General features: G+C 55.1%; 13 protein-coding genes and 1 tRNA gene. 6 read left to right on the top strand and 8 right to left on the bottom strand.

What is annotated here, in order from left to right:
• Positions 1 to 2: 2 nt before the first annotated feature.
• Positions 3 to 1,679 (top strand): RagB/SusD family nutrient uptake outer membrane protein, encoded by a 1,677-nt coding sequence (locus tag AWR27_RS18030; RefSeq protein WP_077132481.1) that lies wholly within the window; start codon positions 3 to 5, stop codon positions 1,677 to 1,679.
• Positions 1,680 to 1,736: 57 nt separating this feature from the next.
• Positions 1,737 to 4,418, top strand: coding sequence for a bifunctional YncE family protein/alkaline phosphatase family protein (locus tag AWR27_RS18025; protein ID WP_077132480.1), 2,682 nt, complete (start codon positions 1,737 to 1,739; stop codon positions 4,416 to 4,418).
• A 348-nt stretch (positions 4,419 to 4,766) separates the two neighbouring features.
• Here the strand turns inward: AWR27_RS18025 and AWR27_RS18020 are convergent, their stop codons facing one another.
• The 4 genes from AWR27_RS18020 to AWR27_RS18005 all read right to left on the bottom strand — a co-directional run bounded on the left by AWR27_RS18020 (position 4,767) and on the right by AWR27_RS18005 (position 7,058).
• On the bottom strand, positions 4,767 to 5,387 hold the full coding sequence (locus tag AWR27_RS18020) for a hypothetical protein (RefSeq protein WP_077132479.1): 621 nt from the start codon (positions 5,385 to 5,387) through the stop codon (positions 4,767 to 4,769).
• 39 nt (positions 5,388 to 5,426) lie between these two features.
• A complete protein-coding gene (locus tag AWR27_RS18015) occupies positions 5,427 to 5,999 on the bottom strand; it encodes a hypothetical protein (protein ID WP_077132478.1) in 573 nt (190 codons plus the stop codon).
• A gap of 1 nt (position 6,000) precedes the next feature.
• Positions 6,001 to 6,729 carry a TIGR04255 family protein gene (locus tag AWR27_RS18010; protein WP_077132477.1) on the bottom strand — a complete coding sequence of 243 codons (729 nt, stop codon included), beginning with the start codon at positions 6,727 to 6,729 and terminating at the stop codon, positions 6,001 to 6,003.
• Between the two features lie 256 nt (positions 6,730 to 6,985).
• Positions 6,986 to 7,058 (bottom strand) — tRNA-Gly (locus AWR27_RS18005).
• A 123-nt stretch (positions 7,059 to 7,181) separates the two neighbouring features.
• Here AWR27_RS18005 and AWR27_RS18000 point away from each other — a divergent pair.
• From AWR27_RS18000 to AWR27_RS17990, 3 genes are read left to right on the top strand one after another with little or no spacing between them, the layout of a single operon-like run.
• Positions 7,182 to 9,296 (top strand): OPT family oligopeptide transporter, encoded by a 2,115-nt coding sequence (locus tag AWR27_RS18000; protein ID WP_077132476.1) that lies wholly within the window; start codon positions 7,182 to 7,184, stop codon positions 9,294 to 9,296.
• A 32-nt stretch (positions 9,297 to 9,328) separates the two neighbouring features.
• On the top strand, positions 9,329 to 9,547 hold the full coding sequence (locus tag AWR27_RS17995; RefSeq protein ID WP_077132475.1) for a hypothetical protein: 219 nt from the start codon (positions 9,329 to 9,331) through the stop codon (positions 9,545 to 9,547).
• The gene (locus tag AWR27_RS17990) at positions 9,547 to 9,963 is read left to right on the top strand and encodes a putative toxin-antitoxin system toxin component, PIN family (protein ID WP_083732901.1); all 417 of its coding nucleotides are present in this window, start codon (positions 9,547 to 9,549) and stop codon (positions 9,961 to 9,963) included. The genes AWR27_RS17995 and AWR27_RS17990 overlap by 1 nt, the downstream gene beginning before the upstream one ends.
• 20 nt (positions 9,964 to 9,983) lie before the next feature.
• On the opposite strand, the gene AWR27_RS17985 is transcribed toward AWR27_RS17990, so the two are convergent.
• Both AWR27_RS17985 and AWR27_RS17980 read right to left on the bottom strand, forming a co-directional pair.
• Positions 9,984 to 10,277 carry a chaperone modulator CbpM gene (locus AWR27_RS17985; RefSeq protein WP_077132474.1) on the bottom strand — a complete coding sequence of 98 codons (294 nt, stop codon included), beginning with the start codon at positions 10,275 to 10,277 and terminating at the stop codon, positions 9,984 to 9,986.
• 3 nt (positions 10,278 to 10,280) lie between these two features.
• On the bottom strand, positions 10,281 to 11,198 hold the full coding sequence (locus tag AWR27_RS17980; RefSeq protein WP_077132473.1) for a DnaJ C-terminal domain-containing protein: 918 nt from the start codon (positions 11,196 to 11,198) through the stop codon (positions 10,281 to 10,283).
• A 100-nt stretch (positions 11,199 to 11,298) separates the two neighbouring features.
• On the opposite strand from AWR27_RS17980, the gene AWR27_RS17975 reads away from it, so the two are divergent.
• Positions 11,299 to 11,829 (top strand): DinB family protein, encoded by a 531-nt coding sequence (locus AWR27_RS17975; protein WP_077132472.1) that lies wholly within the window; start codon positions 11,299 to 11,301, stop codon positions 11,827 to 11,829.
• A gap of 60 nt (positions 11,830 to 11,889) precedes the next feature.
• Here the strand turns inward: AWR27_RS17975 and AWR27_RS17970 are convergent, their stop codons facing one another.
• Both AWR27_RS17970 and AWR27_RS17965 read right to left on the bottom strand, forming a co-directional pair.
• The gene (locus AWR27_RS17970) at positions 11,890 to 13,305 is read right to left on the bottom strand and encodes a SusD/RagB family nutrient-binding outer membrane lipoprotein (RefSeq protein WP_077132471.1); all 1,416 of its coding nucleotides are present in this window, start codon (positions 13,303 to 13,305) and stop codon (positions 11,890 to 11,892) included.
• A 9-nt stretch (positions 13,306 to 13,314) separates the two neighbouring features.
• A complete protein-coding gene (locus tag AWR27_RS17965; RefSeq protein ID WP_077132470.1) occupies positions 13,315 to 16,479 on the bottom strand; it encodes a SusC/RagA family TonB-linked outer membrane protein in 3,165 nt (1,054 codons plus the stop codon).
• Positions 16,480 to 16,484: the final 5 nt, after the last annotated feature.

The following is a 16,484-nucleotide window of genomic DNA, read 5'->3' as shown; positions in this document are numbered from 1 at the left end:
TCATGAAAAAAATACTTATCTCAACCATAGCCCTGTGCAGCCTGCTTGTACTCAATAGCTGCACTGATCTGGAAGAAAACGTGCTCGACGAAGCCTCGGCTACGGGCCTGACCGATAAGCAGGCCGCCGATGGCAACATCGCCCCTGTTTACGCCCGCCTGCCCGACATCTTTCAGCACACGACCTACTTCGCCATTCAGGAAATCTCGACCGACGAGGCCATTCTGCCTTACCGGGGCGGCACCGACTGGGGCGACAACGGCATTTACGTGGCAATGCACCAGCATACGCACACCAGCACCGACCCCAACCTGCGCAACACCTGGCTGCTGCTGACGCAGGGTATTTCGCGCTCGATTACGGCAATCAACACGCTGCCGACCATCAACGACCAGAACGTGAAAACATACCTGGCCGAAGCGCGGGGGATGCGGGCATACTACAACATGCTGCTGCTCGATCTGTTTGGTGTGGTGTTCGTGAAAGACGACCCGCAGGCGGTGTCAACAATTTTGCGGGGCGAACAGGCTCTGGACTATGTGAAAAGCGAGTTGATGGCCGTAGAACCGGAGTTGCTGACCACGGTTGGCCCCGGTCGGCTGACCAAAGGAGCCGTTTGGGGGCTGCTGGCCCGTTTGCACCTCAACGCTGCCGTATACCGCGACCGCTACGCTACGACGTTTACGTTCCGGCCCGACGATATGGACAAGGTGGTAGAGTATTGCGACAAAATCATCAATTCGGGCCAGTACCAGCTTTCCCGCGATTATTTCTCGATTTTCAACTCAGACAATAACGCCAATAAAGAGTTGATTTTTGCCGTTGACCAACGCGCCGAACTGAACGGGCATAACCGGCTGGCCTACTTCTCGCTATCAGGCGATCAGTATCCACTGCCTGCGTTTACGGGTGCAAACGGCACCGACGGCCCTGCCATTACCCCCGATTACTACCAGACCTGGGCTACGGCCTATGCCCCCCGCGACCCGGCTTCGGCAGACCCCCGCTTTTACAAACAAAACATGACTATTCCGGCTGATTCGTGTATGGCAGCCGCCGACTTCAACATGAACCGGGGTATTCTGCGCGGGCAGCAATATGGCCTGATTCGGGTCAATGGCGCGTTTGTGCGCTGCGGTGCCAACTACCGCGTGGGGCGGCTCTTCAACGTGAACCGCAACCGGCCCACGCTGCCGGTAAATTTTACGGGGAAAATCGACTTTACAGTAGCAGGCAGTGATTACAATACCGGCTACCGGGTGCTGAAATATGAGTTCAGCAAAAAATCGGTGTCGGGTCGGAACCTCGGCGATGCCGACATTTCGATTGTGCGCCTGGCCGACGTGTACCTGATGCGGGCCGAAGCCAAACTCCGCAAGAGCAACGATGCCGCCGGTGCGCTGGCCGACGTGAACACAGTACGGGCGTCGCGCACGGCTACGACACCTCCGCCTGCCCTTACCAGCATGAACCTCGACCTGCTGCTGCGCGAACGGGGCTTTGAACTGTATTGGGAGATGGTGCGCCGAACCGACCTGATCCGGTTTGGTAAATACGAAGATAAGTGGACCGAAAAGACGGATGCCAACCCGCAGAAACGGATTTTCCCGATTCCGCAAACGGCCATCGACGGAGCCTCCAACCTGCCGGGCTATCTGGTACAAAATCCGGGCTATTAAAATTGCTATATTGCTACGCGGAGATCGGTAACCCGGTCTCCGCTACTCATTTGCTCTATGTCGTCTCGCCTGCTTATCTACTTCTGCCTGCTTGTGGCTGCCCCTGTTCTGGCGCAGAAAAAAGCGTATCGGCACCCGTCGGACCAGCGTACTCTGGCCGATACGCTGCCCGCAGCGATGCCTTATAACCGGCTCATCGACGCGGCAGGAACACCCCTGTTTTTCGGCGACCCTAAACTTGAGAATCACGCGCTCGATATTGCTCCCCTGCCCGGAAATACCCAACTCGTTATCGAAGACCGCTACGGAATTGCCGTACTCGACCGGGCTACGCGCCAGATTGTTTATCGCTGGAGTTTGAGCGACAATGCCGCCACAAAGGGTCTGATGAGTACCTTTTCGGGCATCGAAGCCTTCATCTTTCGCGGCCAAACGTACATCGTCTGGGGTGCGTCGGAGCGGGAACGCGGCAAATCGGGCGTGGTCATAGCTACCTGGGCAAACGGGAAGATTGGCTCGGTAGCGTTGCTGCCTTTTGCGCCCGCAGCCCCTGCCCCCCTGTCGCTGCCCAACGACGTGGCCGTGCGCGTGGAGAACGACGAGTGTTTTCTGTATGTGGTGCTGAATGGTAGCAATCAACTCATCAAAGTGCGCCTGTCAGACCGAAGCATCGTCTGGTCGGCACCTACCGGGGTGGCTCCGTTTGGGGTCGCACTCGCGGGCAACCGGGCGTTTGTGACTAACTGGGCCGGGCCCGTGCCAACGCCCGACTCAACCGGCACCGTTGAAACGGCGGGCGTTCCGTGGGGACAAGCCTACACCGACCCGCGCACGGGTGCCATTGCGCGGGGTACAGTGTCGGTGATTGATGCCAACAGCGGTCGGGTCGACACCGAACTGCGGGTCGGTCTGCATCCAAACGCTATTCTGGTCAGCCCCGATGAGCAGCGGCTTTACGTAGCCAACGGCAACAGCGACTACGTCTCAATCATCGACGCACAGGCCCGGCAAGTCACCGATTCGATTCCGGTCGGATTATTCGGCACCGGCAACAACTACGTTGGCAGCACGCCCAATGCCCTCGCGCTCGACTCGGCAGGCACCACGCTGTATGTCGCCAATGGATTGGATAACGCTGTGGCAGTAGTCGACGTGAGCCAGAAAACGCCCTCTGCGGTCGTTCAGGGCTACATTCCGACGCAGGCGTATCCGGGAGGATTAGTTCGGCTGGGCAATGAACTGTACGTAACAAACCTTGAAGCAACGGGCGCGCGGTCGCTTCAGCCCGCCGAGTTGGGTCGACGCGACCGACTGTCTAAAAAAGCAGAAACGGCATACAACGCACACCGGCAGTTGGCGTCGGTATCAATTATTCCTGTGCCAAACGCGGCAGAACTGGCTGCGTACACCGAGCGGGTTCGTAAGCTGAGTTTGCAGTTTCGGCTGGCTCTGGCTCAACGCCTGCCGCGTCCGGGAGTGCGTCCCCGGCCCGTACCGGAGCGCATCGGTGAGCCATCGGTGTTTAAACACGTGGTGTACATCATCAAAGAAAATCGCACCTACGATCAGGTACTGGGCGACATGCCCGAAGGGCGCGGTATGCCGTCGCTGTGTGTTTTTGGCGACAGCGTGACGCCCAATCAGCACCGGCTGGCGCGGGAGTTTTTGTTGCTCGATAACTACCATGCGTCGGGCAAATCGTCGGCAGAAGGCCACCACTGGGCCGATGCTGCTATGGTGACGGATTACACCGAGAAGAGCGTTCGCGGCTGGTTTCGGTCGTATCCGCACGTACTCTACGACGCGCTGGTGTATAACAAAAACGGCCTCATCTGGAACAATGCCCTCGACCACGGCAAAACGGTACGCATTTACGGCGAAGCCTGCACCTGCCAATTCGACAAACAACAATACGACTGGCAGAAACTGTACCAAATGCGCCTGGGCCGGTACGCCGGAGCGGGCACTCCGCAAACGGGACAACCTTTCTCGTACACCAATACCACAACGATTGGTCGCGTAAAACCGATTCTGGCGATGGATTTTCCCGGCTGCGACGACGAAGTAATTAACGATCAGATGCGGGCCGACGCCTTTATCCGCGAACTGAACGAAACGGCGGCCCGCCCCGGCGACCAATGGCCGAATCTGCTCATCATGTCGCTCCCCAACGATCATACGGCGGGCATGAGTCCCAAATTCCCGACTCCGCGTGCTATGGTGGCCGACAACGATCTGGCTGTTGGGCGGATTGTAGAGGCCATTCAGCGGAGTCGTTTTGCCGACAGTACCGCTATTTTTATTACCGAAGACGACTCACAGGCGGGTTGGGACCATATCTCGGCCTACCGTACTACGGGCTTCGTCATCAGCCCCTACTCGCGGCTGAAAAAAACGATTCGCACCAATTACAACCAAACGTCGATGGTGCGTACCATCGAGCAGATTCTGGGTCTGCCGCCAATGAACGTCATCGATGCCACAGCCCTGCCCATGTTCGACTGTTTTGTTGACAAACCCGATGCTACGCCGTATGTGGCCATGCCAAACCGGGTTCCACTCGATGAGATGAATAAACCGCTTTCGCTATTACGGGGTAAGGCATTGCGCTACGCCCGCGCATCGGTCGAAGAAGCTGAAGAGGGTATCGATACGGGCGAAGATGCCCTGAACAACCGGATTTTGTGGTTTTGGGCGCGGGGCAATGCACCCTACCCGCGTGGTAAAGAAAGTCGTTGACAGAGGGGAGTCAGTACAACGCGCAACTTCGTGAAGAAGCTGAGGAGATAACAGAAGCCCGAAACGGCAGGGAATAGGTATAGAATTAGGAATCATCATTGCCTCCATTCCCACTGCCATTGGCTATGACAACCGTACCCGCTGATCGTTGAGTCTAACGTCATCTGGTACTGTTTATATCCGGTTTACTTATTTGTGGAGTATTGAGTATTATGTGGGTCAACGGGCTTCGCGCCTGGTTCGTTTAAGCTTGTCGTTTTCCAAAAAGCTCGAACGGCATATCAACTCAGTCCGGTTTGTCGTGACTCACTGCAACCTATCATTACAAGTTTAGGATTACCATCTCTATTAAATTACCGTTTGCTGATATGCTTCGGGGGGTACGGCCTGATAAGTTGGCTCGGTGAGTAGGGCGTTAATTGTGATGAAGGTTTTAGCGGTAGATAGAATCTGCCGCCTACGTTTCTGGGCCTGTCGGTCGTCGCCATAGGTTGCCACGTCCTCACTATTCCACCACCACCGTAGCGAGCAGTGCCAGAAATTGCCATTTGTAGGAGTGTGCAGCACCCGGCATGTAATCTGTTCGGTGCCACCATTGGCCGGAAATGAAAAAGTGTGATGCTGATAAATGGCTAAATAAAACCGCCCGCGCCCTGCAACCCATTCTACATCTGTTCCGACTGTCGGCATTTGTCCGGGGCAGTTACCCGACCATAGTTGCGTACAGGTAGTGCCTTTCAGCCAGTTCCAGGCTACGTCATCGGGTTCAAACTCGCCCAGTAGGTTCGTGGAGTAGTCGCGGAGGTGGTCGGTTTGTAAAACTACGTAATCTGATTTGAGCCGCCCTTCTTCAGTGGTTATATCGGTTGAATCAGTATGCCGGACCAGATAATAAGACCGGGAGCTAACCCAGTCGAAGTCAATCTGTTTATATGTGGGTTGTGGCAATAAGCGTTCTGGATACGACATTCTTCAACACCTAATCTTTCCCTGCCCCAAAATGCAACATTACACCCTGTAATGAATCTCAAACGATTGACTTGGCAAGCTAACCGCATAGCCAAGCAGTTTTCCAACGATGTCTTCCAACGTACCAGCTTCCGACATCAGCGGTTTTTTACCTTCATAAACACTCAAAATAGTCTCATAGCCAGCAGGTTCTTCCTGATCGAAGAAGATGTCCACAAAAACGGTCTTACCCTGCCACTCGCCTGTTACCAACAGGCTATCGTCGGGCGTTTTTTCAAACGTCGTTTTGATAAAACCCTGACTCAATAAAATATACAGTACCTGACACGATACCTCGCGCATAACGCCATGTGGGACACCAGCAAATTTGGGTAAGATCGCATTCAGGCGGTCAACAATTTGTTGGGCCTGTCGCAGTATGTCATTCTCGTGTACCTGAATAATTGGCGACCGAAAGGTAGAGTTAGCCGACTCATAAAAACCATCCACAAAGCGATAGCGACTATCCTCATTCGCTTTGGTATATGGGGTGTTGATGACGACTTCGGGACGCCGGGCAAAAACTGACGCCGACGACACACCCACTGGCATATCAAGAATAGGAACGGGCATATCAGTATTGCGGGTTAAGAGTTTGTAAAAAACTGTCTTTTAACAACTCAAAGAACAGCACCTTTTGTTCGTGGTGAGCCGTATCTATGTCTGTTAATAACGTCTGCTGGTCAATAGGCCGTTCCGTTGCGTAGAACTTTATGACATCAATATCAACCAGCGAGAAAAAGCCGGGTGCCGATGGCAGTGGTGAGCGTACTTCGGTCGGATACCTATCGACCAGCGTAACAATCACTTGAAAGCCCTGATGCACAAATTCAACCCGAATCTGTCCACGTCGTTCGGCTGGCACCGATCTAATAGCAAGGTCTATATTGATCGAATCGGCAATCTGAACGTCATCGAACTGACTAATGTACCGAATGCCTAAGCGGGTGAACTGCTTAATGACGTTTCCGGCTCCCAATGCATTCAGGCAATCGGCAATCACATTACGGTATTCAGCCCAGCCAGGATAGCCTTGATTTACATTAAACGTAATAGATTGGCCATTAATGTCAATTCTGACTTTTCGATCTTTTGACAAGAAATAGACGGACCGTTGGTCAATCATTAAGCTGTTTGCCTGAAGGCTAAAAGCCGGGAAAGGGTCTGCTGTTACTGTGTCAAACAAGGTGTTCAGGTGTGCATGTGCATAACCCAGAACCGTCTCGGCAGGAACACCCGGAACGAACTGTATATTGACAATGGCATCTTTAAGGCGGTCGTCAATTTTCCGGGGTAATTTCATAGAAACTGGATTAGCAGTCAGGTTTTGACACAAAAATAAAGCAATTATAAAGCCATTTATAACAGTTGTGATAAACGGTCATACAATTGTATGATTTTATAGTAGCAAAATACAATCCTAAAACCTTATAGTCTTTGTGGAAAAGTAGAGATATAGTTACCAATGCAAACCGTAGTGCAAACCAAGAGATAAAAATAATAAAAAGAGCCAATCAACTTATTGAGTTAACTGGCCAATTACGTGGGGTTAATTTTTGAGCGGAAGACGAGTCTCGAACTCGCGACCTGCAGCTTGGGAAGCTGCCGCTCTACCAACTGAGCTACTTCCGCTTTTAATTTGGTCAGACAAAGTTGGAATCTTTCAGGCAGAATGTCAAGCGGTAAAAAAATGGCGTGATCTGGTTTGTAATGCGTAGCTTAACCCACTGATACCGCCAAAACCCCTTTCCCCGCATGAACCAACCCTTACCTACCCACAAACCGTTCGTCCCGGCTTCCGAATCGCCGGCTGAGTTTACGCTGAAAGCCATCATCACGGGCGCGGTGTTTGGCGTCCTGTTCGGAGCCGCTACGGTCTATCTGTCGCTGAAAGCCGGGCTGTCGGTGTCGGCGTCGATCCCGATTGCGGTGCTGGCTATTTCGCTCGGTCGGCGGTTTCTGAATACTACGATTCTGGAGAACAACATCATCCAAACTACGGGTTCGGCGGGTGAAAGCATCGCGTCGGGCGTGGTATTTACGATGCCGGGGTTTCTATTCCTGACCAACGGCCCGTCCGAGGAGTCGGGTGGGGCCGACTTTTTCAACTACTGGACCATTCTGACGCTGGCGATTCTGGGCGGGCTGCTCGGCACGCTCATGATGGTGCCGCTGCGCCGGTCGCTGATTGTGCAGGAACACGGTACGTTGCCCTATCCCGAAGGAACGGCCTGCGCGTCGGTGCTGATTGCGGGCGAACGCGGGGGCGACTTCGCCAAAACGGCTTATCAGGGGTTGGGTGTGGCTTTGTTGTACGCGTTCCTGCAAAAGGTGCTGCACCTGATTGCCGAAGTACCGGTCTGGGCCACCAAACAAACAAATCGCTACTTTCCGTCGGCGCAGGTATCGGGCGAGATTACGCCGGAGTACCTGGGCGTGGGCTACATCATTGGATTTAAGATTTCGGCGGTGCTGGTCGGCGGGGGGATTCTGGCGTGGCTGGGGTTGATTCCGCTGCTGGCGTCGGTGGTGCCGGGCGATACCATTGCGCTACAACTGCAAAAACTCGGCTACTTAGCCAACCTGCAAACGGCGGGCGGGCCGGGCGGCTGGAATCCGCAGACGCACACCTTCGCCGACACAGCCGCAGCCGTGTACCGAGCCTACATCCGACAGATTGGGGCCGGGGCCGTAACGGCGGGTGGGTTCATGACACTACTGAAAACCATTCCAACCATCGTGTCGTCGTTTCGGCAAACGTTTAACCCCACCCCCGTCCCCTCCCCGTTAGGGAGGGGTGAGGAACGCGAAGCTTCATACGCTTCACCCCTCCCTAACGGGGAGGGGACGGGGGTGGGGTCTCCGCGCACCGAGCAGGACCTCTCTGTACGTGTAGTAATTATCGGCAGTCTGGTTCTGGTGGCGTTGATGGTACTGCTGCCGCAGGTGCCGGGCGATTCGCTCTTGACCAAACTGCTCATTGCGGTGCTGGTGGTGGTGTTCGGTTTCTTTTTCGTAACGGTTGCCAGCCGGATTGTGGGGTTAATTGGGTCGAGTTCGTCGCCGGTGTCGGGCATGACGATTGCTACCATCATGGGCACGTCGCTGGTATTCATCGCGTTTGGCCTGACGGGCAAGGCGTTTGAACCCGCTGTGCTGGTGGTGGGCAGCATGATTTGTGTAGCGGCTGCCAACGCCGGAGCCACGTCGCAGGACCTCAAAACGGGTTATTTAGTGGGTGCTACGCCCCGCTACCAGCAGATGGCGTTATTCATCGGCGTTATCGTGTCGTCGCTCGTAGTGGGTGCTACGGTCAAAATTCTCGACACGCCCACGCCCGATTTAGTGGCGCAGGGCATTACGCATGCCATTGGCTCCGACAAATTTCCGGCACCGCAGGGTACGCTCATGGCAACGCTCATCAAAGGGCTACTGTCGTTCAACCTCGACTGGCAGTTTGTGCTTGTTGGCGCGTTCATTGCGTTCGTGTTCGAGTTGGTGGGCGTGAGCGCACTGGCGTTTGCTGTTGGGCTGTACCTGCCGCTGTCCACGACGTTGCCGATTTTCGCGGGTGGATTCGTGAAGCGTATTGTCGAATGGAACGCCAAACGTACCGGCACCGAAGAAGAAGACGCTGACTTGGGTAAAGGCAATCTCTTCGCGACGGGCCTGGTGGCCGGTGGTGCGCTGGCGGGCGTGGCCGTGGCTCTGCTCTCGGTCAATGACAACGTATACAACGCGCTGGCGAGTCTGACGCTCGAACCGGCACTGGCGGGTGTACTGGGCGAAGGCGGGTATATGTTGCTCGGTGCGCTGGCGTTCGCTGGCCTGGCGATGCTGCTGGGGCGTGTGGCGATGAAACGGAGTTAATGCGTATTTTGTTCTCTCTAAAAATTATCTGTATGGAAAGCACCCGTATTTCGCTTGATAGGCTTAATCCAATGCAAATTAGTCTGATTCGCCTGTTTGATCGAGGGCTAACCGAAGCGCAGACGTTGGAGTTACGTCGGGTGTTGGTTCGTCACTATTCGGCTATGCTGAAACAAGAAGTGGAACGTACCATAAAGGAAAAAGGCTACACGCAGGCTGACTTTGACGAAATGCTCAACAGCCCTTCATAATGATCCGAGTTGTGGTTGACACTAATTGCTTGCTGGCCTCGATCCCGCCCAACAGTTCTGGTTATGCACTTTACCTTGCTTTTGAAGCCGAACAAATTGAGTGGGTCGTCAGTAACGAGATTATAACGGAGTACGAAGAAAAACTCGCTCAGAAGTATTCTCCAGCAACGGCTAATTTAATATTAACCATCCTTACGCTTGCTCCTAACACACTATTTCAGGAAGCATATTATAAGTGGCAACTTATTGAACGTGATCATGACGATGATAAGTTTGTAGATGTAGCTATTGCATCAAACGCCAATTACTTAGTTACCAACGATCATCATTTTGACGTACTGAAAACTGATGGAAACCTGTTGCTGAGAGTTGTCACCTTACAAGAATTTCTCAATATCCTCGATGAAATCAACTAATGCGTAGGAACTTAAGTACCCTACGATTCGTAAAACGCCAGCCGGTTTCGCACCCGTGTCAACTCCTGTTGCAGGCTTTCTACCTGCTCCAGCAGGTTACTGACAATGTCGAGGTCGTCGGGGTGAATAGACAGGTCTACATGGAGCCGCACAAACTTTTCTAAGCGCGGCAGGTGCTCCACCTGCACGTACAGCACCTGCCCAACGGTGGTGGTTTCAATTAAACCCTGTTGCGTCAAGTGGTCGATGAAGCCCACGTCAACGCGGTTGTACTGACAAAATTCCTGAATAGAAATGAGTTGATTGGGTTGCATGGCTTAGCTAAGTTGGCGGAGTTGCTGAAAGAGTCGTTTCTGCTCGTCGGTCAGGTTTGTGGGCAGTGCCACGTTCCACTGTACGTAGAGGTCGCCGAACGCGCCGTCCTGCTTATATACTGGAAAGCCCTTGCCCTTCAGTCGTACTTTCGCGCCGTTCTGCGCTCCGGGCATTACGGTAACTTTTACTCGTCCGTTCAGCGTGTCAATGATTTTCTCGCCCCCCAGCACTGCTGTGTACAGGTTGATGTCTTCGGTTACGTAGAGGTCGTTGCCCTGCCGTTTGTAGCGCGGGTCATCAGCAATGACGAACGTGATGTAGAGGTCGCCGTTGGGTCCGCCGTTAACGCCGGGTGCGCCATAGCCTGCCAACTTGATTTTCTGGCCGTTTTCGATGCCCGCCGGAACCGTGATGCGGATGTTTTTACCATCAACGGTCAGCGTGTGCTGATGCGTGGCGTAGGCATCGCGCAGGCTCAGGTGCAGTTCGGCCTGGTAGTCGCTACCCCGGAACGTAGCCTGCCGACCACCGAAGCCACTCCCTCCGGGGCGGCCCTCCTGCCCAAACAGCGACGACAGAAAGTCGGAGAAATCGGCTCCGCCAAACCCGTCCGAAAAGTCATACTCATCCGCGCTGCTCTGTGCCTGCGTGCGGTTGTGCTGCTGTTGTCGCCGAAATTGCTCGAACTGCTCGGCGTGTTGCCAGTCTTTGCCGTACTGATCATATTTCTTACGCTTGTCGGGGTCGATCAACACTTCGTTGGCTTCGTTGAGTTGCTGAAACCGCTTGTTGGCTTCGGCATCATTGGGGTTCAGGTCGGGGTGGTGCTTACGAGCCAGCTTTCGATACGCCTTCCTGATGTCTTCGTCCGACGCATCTTTCGATACGCCCAGCACGCTGTAATAATCGATGAAGTCCATGATGGGTAGGAACTTATTAAAGCTGTGCTTATAACGTTCTGAACAGATTCTTGGTTGAACAAACTATTTTCCGAACCAATTCTCCCAAACCTCTACTTTCATGAACCGTTTCCTGCAACCCCTGCTGCTCATCGTTGCGCTGACGATGTTGAGCAGCTACCGGCCCATGACCAGCGTTAGTCAGTTGGTGGCCGACTGGCAGCGTGCCAAAGACTACACGAAGGAGTACCTCGATGCCATGCCTGAAGACGGTACGGGTTACAAGCCCACGCCCGACGTGCGCAGTTTTGCCGAGCAGATGTTGCACTTAGCCAGTGCGAACTTCGGTTTTGCTGCCAGTGCAACCGGCAAGCCCAATCCGTATACGGGTAAGAGTCTGGAGAAAATGGACGACCTGAAGACTAAAGCCGCGCTGACGAAAGTGGTCATGGAAAGCTATGACTTCGTTATCGACGGGCTGAAAGGGCTGACAGACGCGCAGTTAGCGGAGAACGTAAAAATGGGCAACCGTGAAATACCGCGCGAGCTGGCCTATGCCAAAGCGTTTGAACACCAGACGCATCACCGGGGACAAGCAACCGTATACCTGCGCATGAAAGGTGTTAAGCCGCCGAATGAAAAGTTGTTTTGAACGATGTACGAATAATAGCGAAGCGGCTCCCGAAATCTCAGGAGCCGCTTCGCTATCGCTCTATTTATCAAACCATTGCGGAGCATCTACCGCCAAGCCTGTTGGCGTGTTTGGATTGGAGTTGATCTCTTCGCTGCGGTATAACAACCGGCGCACAAGGCCCGAGACGGGTGCGCCCTGTGGGGCACTCATGGCCGGAACCTCCTGCCCGATTACCCCCGACCGGCGATGCTGGGTCCAGCCTTCCACGGGGCGCATGAACAGGTCGAGGTATTGCTGTTGCGATAGCGTCGTGCGATGATTGGCGGCTGTGAGTGCGGGCAGACCGTTGGCGTAGGTGTCGGCCTGCGCGGCTGGTACGCCAAACGACAGCAGCGACTCCCGAACGCCCGCCCGCATCCGCTGCGTAGCCAGACCGAAGCCGCCCGGCGCAAACCCACGAGCGATGGCTTCGGCCTCGAACAGCAGTTGCTCCGAATAGGAGAACGACACCTCGGGCAGGTCGGGGCGCAGCAGGTTCATGTTCACCAACGCCGATTTGGTGGTGTACGTTTCTACGCTGTTCAGGGCAATGTACTCGTTAGGGCCAGCCGCCGGGCCAGGCTGGAAAAAGTACGGAATGCGCGGGTCGTTGAGCGAAACGAGCAGGTCGTACACGGGTTTTGAGCAATACCAGTCCGACTGAACCCCGCCCCGAAAAATGGCCGTGAACGAGAAGCGCGGGTTCTGCCGACCGGGTTGGTTGAAGTACCGAAACTGCATTGCGTCAGCGTTCGACGCAATCAAATTGCCGCCCGAAATTAGCTGACCAATGGCCGCACCCTTCGACGGGTCGGCATCGACCATCGAGAATAGGATGCGGAGTTTGAGCGAGTTGGCAAACTTGCGCCATTTCGCCATGTCGCCCCCGTAATACAGATCATTAGGCGCAATGATGCCCTTGCTGGCCGGGTCGATTTGGGCAATGGCTTCATCGAGCAGGGCAATACAGCCGTTCAGCACGTCGGCCTGTTTGTCGAATTTCGGCAGATCGACCTGCCCCGACGCGGCCTCCGAAAACGGAATGTCGCCCCAGAGCAGCGACGTTTGTGAATACGCAAACGCCTTCAGAATCTTACACTGCGCCACGGCATTTTTGTTGACTGGCTGAGCCTGTTCGGCCACGCGAATGGCTACGTCGAGGTTTTTCAGCACGTCGGTGTAGGTGCGCCCCCAGGCTGTGCGGATACGGGTCTGATCGTACTGGGCCTGCGCCAGCCCCCACCGACCGCCCGACGCCCACATCTGGTTCATGAGCGCGACGGGCCAGGTCAGTTCGGCCACGCGCAGCAGCGAAAACTGTGTACTGGCTCCCGAAAATAGCAGGGCCGGGTCAACCGTTGTCGAGCGGTTGGGGTCGATGTTGAGGTCGCTGTTTTTAAAACAGCCGGTAGAGAGGGTTGCCAGCGTCAGGCTGGCGAAGAGTAGTTTTTTCATGATTGTTTTCTAAAACGTAAATCGTAAGTTGGCACCAACGCTGCGGCTGCTGGGAATGCTGCCGCGCTCCAAACCTTCGCCAATCAGGCCAGTGCCGAGTACGTTGGCTTCAGGATCGATGTGCGGTACGTTCGAGTGAATAATCCAGAGGTTCCGGCCTTCCAGACCCACGGCAATGTTGCCAAAGGGCGTCCGGTTCACCAGCGCACGGGGCAACGAGTAGGCCAGCCGCACCTCGCGCAGTTTGGTGTACGAACCGTCGAAGGTGTTGTTTTCCGGGCTTACCGAGTTGTCTAACTGACTCCAGTATTGTTGCACACTGGCAACGGGCCGGTCGTTGGGCCGGAACGTGCCATCGGTATTACGAATCACGCCGGGGTCGATAAACGGCGTCCGGTTATTCACGGCGGTTTCGGCGGCAAGCCCGCTACCCCGCACAATACCAACCGTTTGCGAGTTGATAACGCCCCCTTTCCGCATGTCGATCAGGAAACTGAAATCAATTCCTTTATACGAAAAACTGTTGTTGATCCCCATTGTCCAGTCGGGATAAATATTGCCGAGCAGTTTGCGCGGTCCCGGCGTTCGCAGGCCCGTGGTGGGGTTAATAACAATATTACCCTGTGGGTCGCGCAGCCAGCCAACGCCCTGAATGTTAAACGTTTCGCCGGGCCGCGCCACCACGAAAATACCGAAGCCATCGCCCGACGTTGTCACAAATTCGGTTAGGCCGGGGGCCAGCGATTCCACGCGGTTGCGGTTGCGGTTGAAATTAACAGCCGCATCCCAGCGGAAGCCCGACCGCGTTTGCAGGGGCGTAACGGTCAGCATGGCTTCGACGCCCGTATTGGAAATTTCGCCCACGTTGAGCCGCCGGGCCGAGTAGCCAGTCGATTGCGGAACGGCAATCGAAATAATCTGGTCGTAGTTCAGATTCCGGTAATACGTCAGATCGAGGCCGACGCGACCGCCGAAAAATTTCAACTCCGTACCAAACTCATACGAGGTCTGCTGTTGCGGACGGAGGTTGGTTGGCGGCAGCACGTTGGTAGCCCCAAAGGCCGATGCCCCGCCAATGGGATACAGAATGTTGAACGTATAAATGTCGTTGGCCTGCGTGAGCGGGTTGTACGTAAACGCGAGCTGGTATGGGTCCTCGTCCGAACCCACGTTGGCGTAGTTGGCCCGCAGTTTGGCGTAGCTCAGAATATCGTTTTTCACGATGCCGAGGTTTGGAAACGCTTCACTCAGCACAAACGACACACTGGCCGACGGGTAGAAATACGAGTTGTTATTCACTGGCAACGTACTGCTCCAGTCGTTACGGCCCGTTACGTTCAGAAACAGGAAGTTGCGGTAGTCGAAGCTGAAATCGCCATAAACGCCGAAGATTTCGCGACGGCTGTAGAAGTTCGACGCTACGTTCGACTGTGCGTTGGCAAAGGTGTACAACTGATCGATGTTCAACCCTTCCGACTGCACCCTCGACCGTCGAATGGTGCGCTGGTTAAACTGGTGGCCTACAATGCCTTTGAACGTCCAGTTCGGCGTGATTTGCCGCGTCACGGTGCCGATAAGGTCGGTTTGCAGTTCGCGCTCGTAAATTTCGTTGGTGTCGAACTGCCCATTGAGCCGCCCGCGCGTACCCCGGCGCGACACCGACCGGCGCGTTTCGGTAAAGAAGTCTGTACCGGCCCGCGCCGTTACGTTGAACCACGGAGCCACGTCGTAGCTCAGGCTGGTGCCGCCATACATCCGGTCGACCGAGTTGCTGAACCGGTTAAACGTCGTAACGAAATACGGGTTGTTCTGCACACCATTGAGGTCGATAGATCGGGCCAGATCGCCCGTCCAGCCGGTAGGAACGGCCTGTGTTGGCGGGGCAAAGAGGTTGTCACGCAGTTCGTTGATATCGACCGTGATGGGCAATCCCGACAGAATCGTTGAAATGATGTTGGTTGTATTCGAGCCTTGCTGTGGGCGTCCGTCGCTGGTAGTACGCACGTAGTTGAGCCACGCCCGCGAGGTCAGCCGGTCGGTAATTTTGCGCCCGGCATTGATCGCAAACGTGTTCCGGCCCAGTTCTGACCCCGGTACTACGCCCGTTTGCCGCAGGTTGGTATAGCCCATCCGATAGTCGCCCTGTTCGCTGGCACCGTCGATAGACGCGCTGTTGATAAGTGTGTGACCCGTCACGAAGAAGTTGCGCCAGTTTTGCGGATACACGTTCAACCGTTGTACGGTTTCGCCCTTGTAGTCGAGTACCGGCCCCGTAATGCTCGATACCGCCGGTCCCCAGCCGTTGCCCAATTGCGGGTTATAAACGCCGAGATTGCCCTGTGCAAACTGGGTTTGCAGGTCTGGTACACGCAGCACGTTGTCGGTCCGGTACGACGAGTTGACGGTCACGTTCATCTTCTTCGCTCCCGGTTTGCCGCGTTTGGTCGTAATCACAATAACGCCGTTGCGGGCGCGGGAGCCATACAGTGCCGACGCAGCCGCGCCTTTCAATACGTTCATGCTCTCGATATCGTCGGGGTTGAGGTCGCCAGCGCGGTTGCCCACGTCAACGCCCCCCGTCACGATGTCGGTTTCGGAGCCGTTGAACGACGAGTTGGAAATCGGTATCCCATCGACCACAAACAGCGGTTCGCTCGAACTCGACAGCGAGTTGGCCCCGCGAATCATGACCCTTGTCGAGCCGCCCGGCGTACCCGACTGCTGCGAGATACGCACCCCGGCCACGCGCCCCGCCAGCGAGTTGAGTACGTTCGGGTCGCGGGCTTTCACGAGTTCGGAGCCGCCCACTGTCGAAACAGCGTAGCCGAGTTCCTTTTTCTCCCGCACAATGGCGTTGGCCGTCACAACTACTTCGTTCAGGTTGGTTAGGTCGGCCACTAATTTCACGTCGAGCGAACTGCGTCCGTCAATGGCAACGTCGGCGGTTTTATAGCCGATAAACGAGAATACGAGCGTTTTGGCCGAGGCCGGTACAGTCAGTTGATACGTGCCATCGGCTTTGGTGACGGTGCCAGTTGTGGCCCCCTTGATGACCACGTTGACGCCTGGCAGGGCTTCGTTTTCGGGTGAGGTAACACGGCCCGAAATGGTACGTGTCTGGGCATTGGCCTGAATAAACAAGCCGATCAAGAAGAGTAGTAGTGGGTGTTTCATGTGGG

The sequence above is a fragment of the Spirosoma montaniterrae genome, assembly GCF_001988955.1.
Classification (GTDB): Bacteria; Bacteroidota; Bacteroidia; order Cytophagales; family Spirosomataceae; genus Spirosoma; species Spirosoma montaniterrae.
This window is presented reverse-complemented; position numbering and strand designations above follow the sequence as displayed.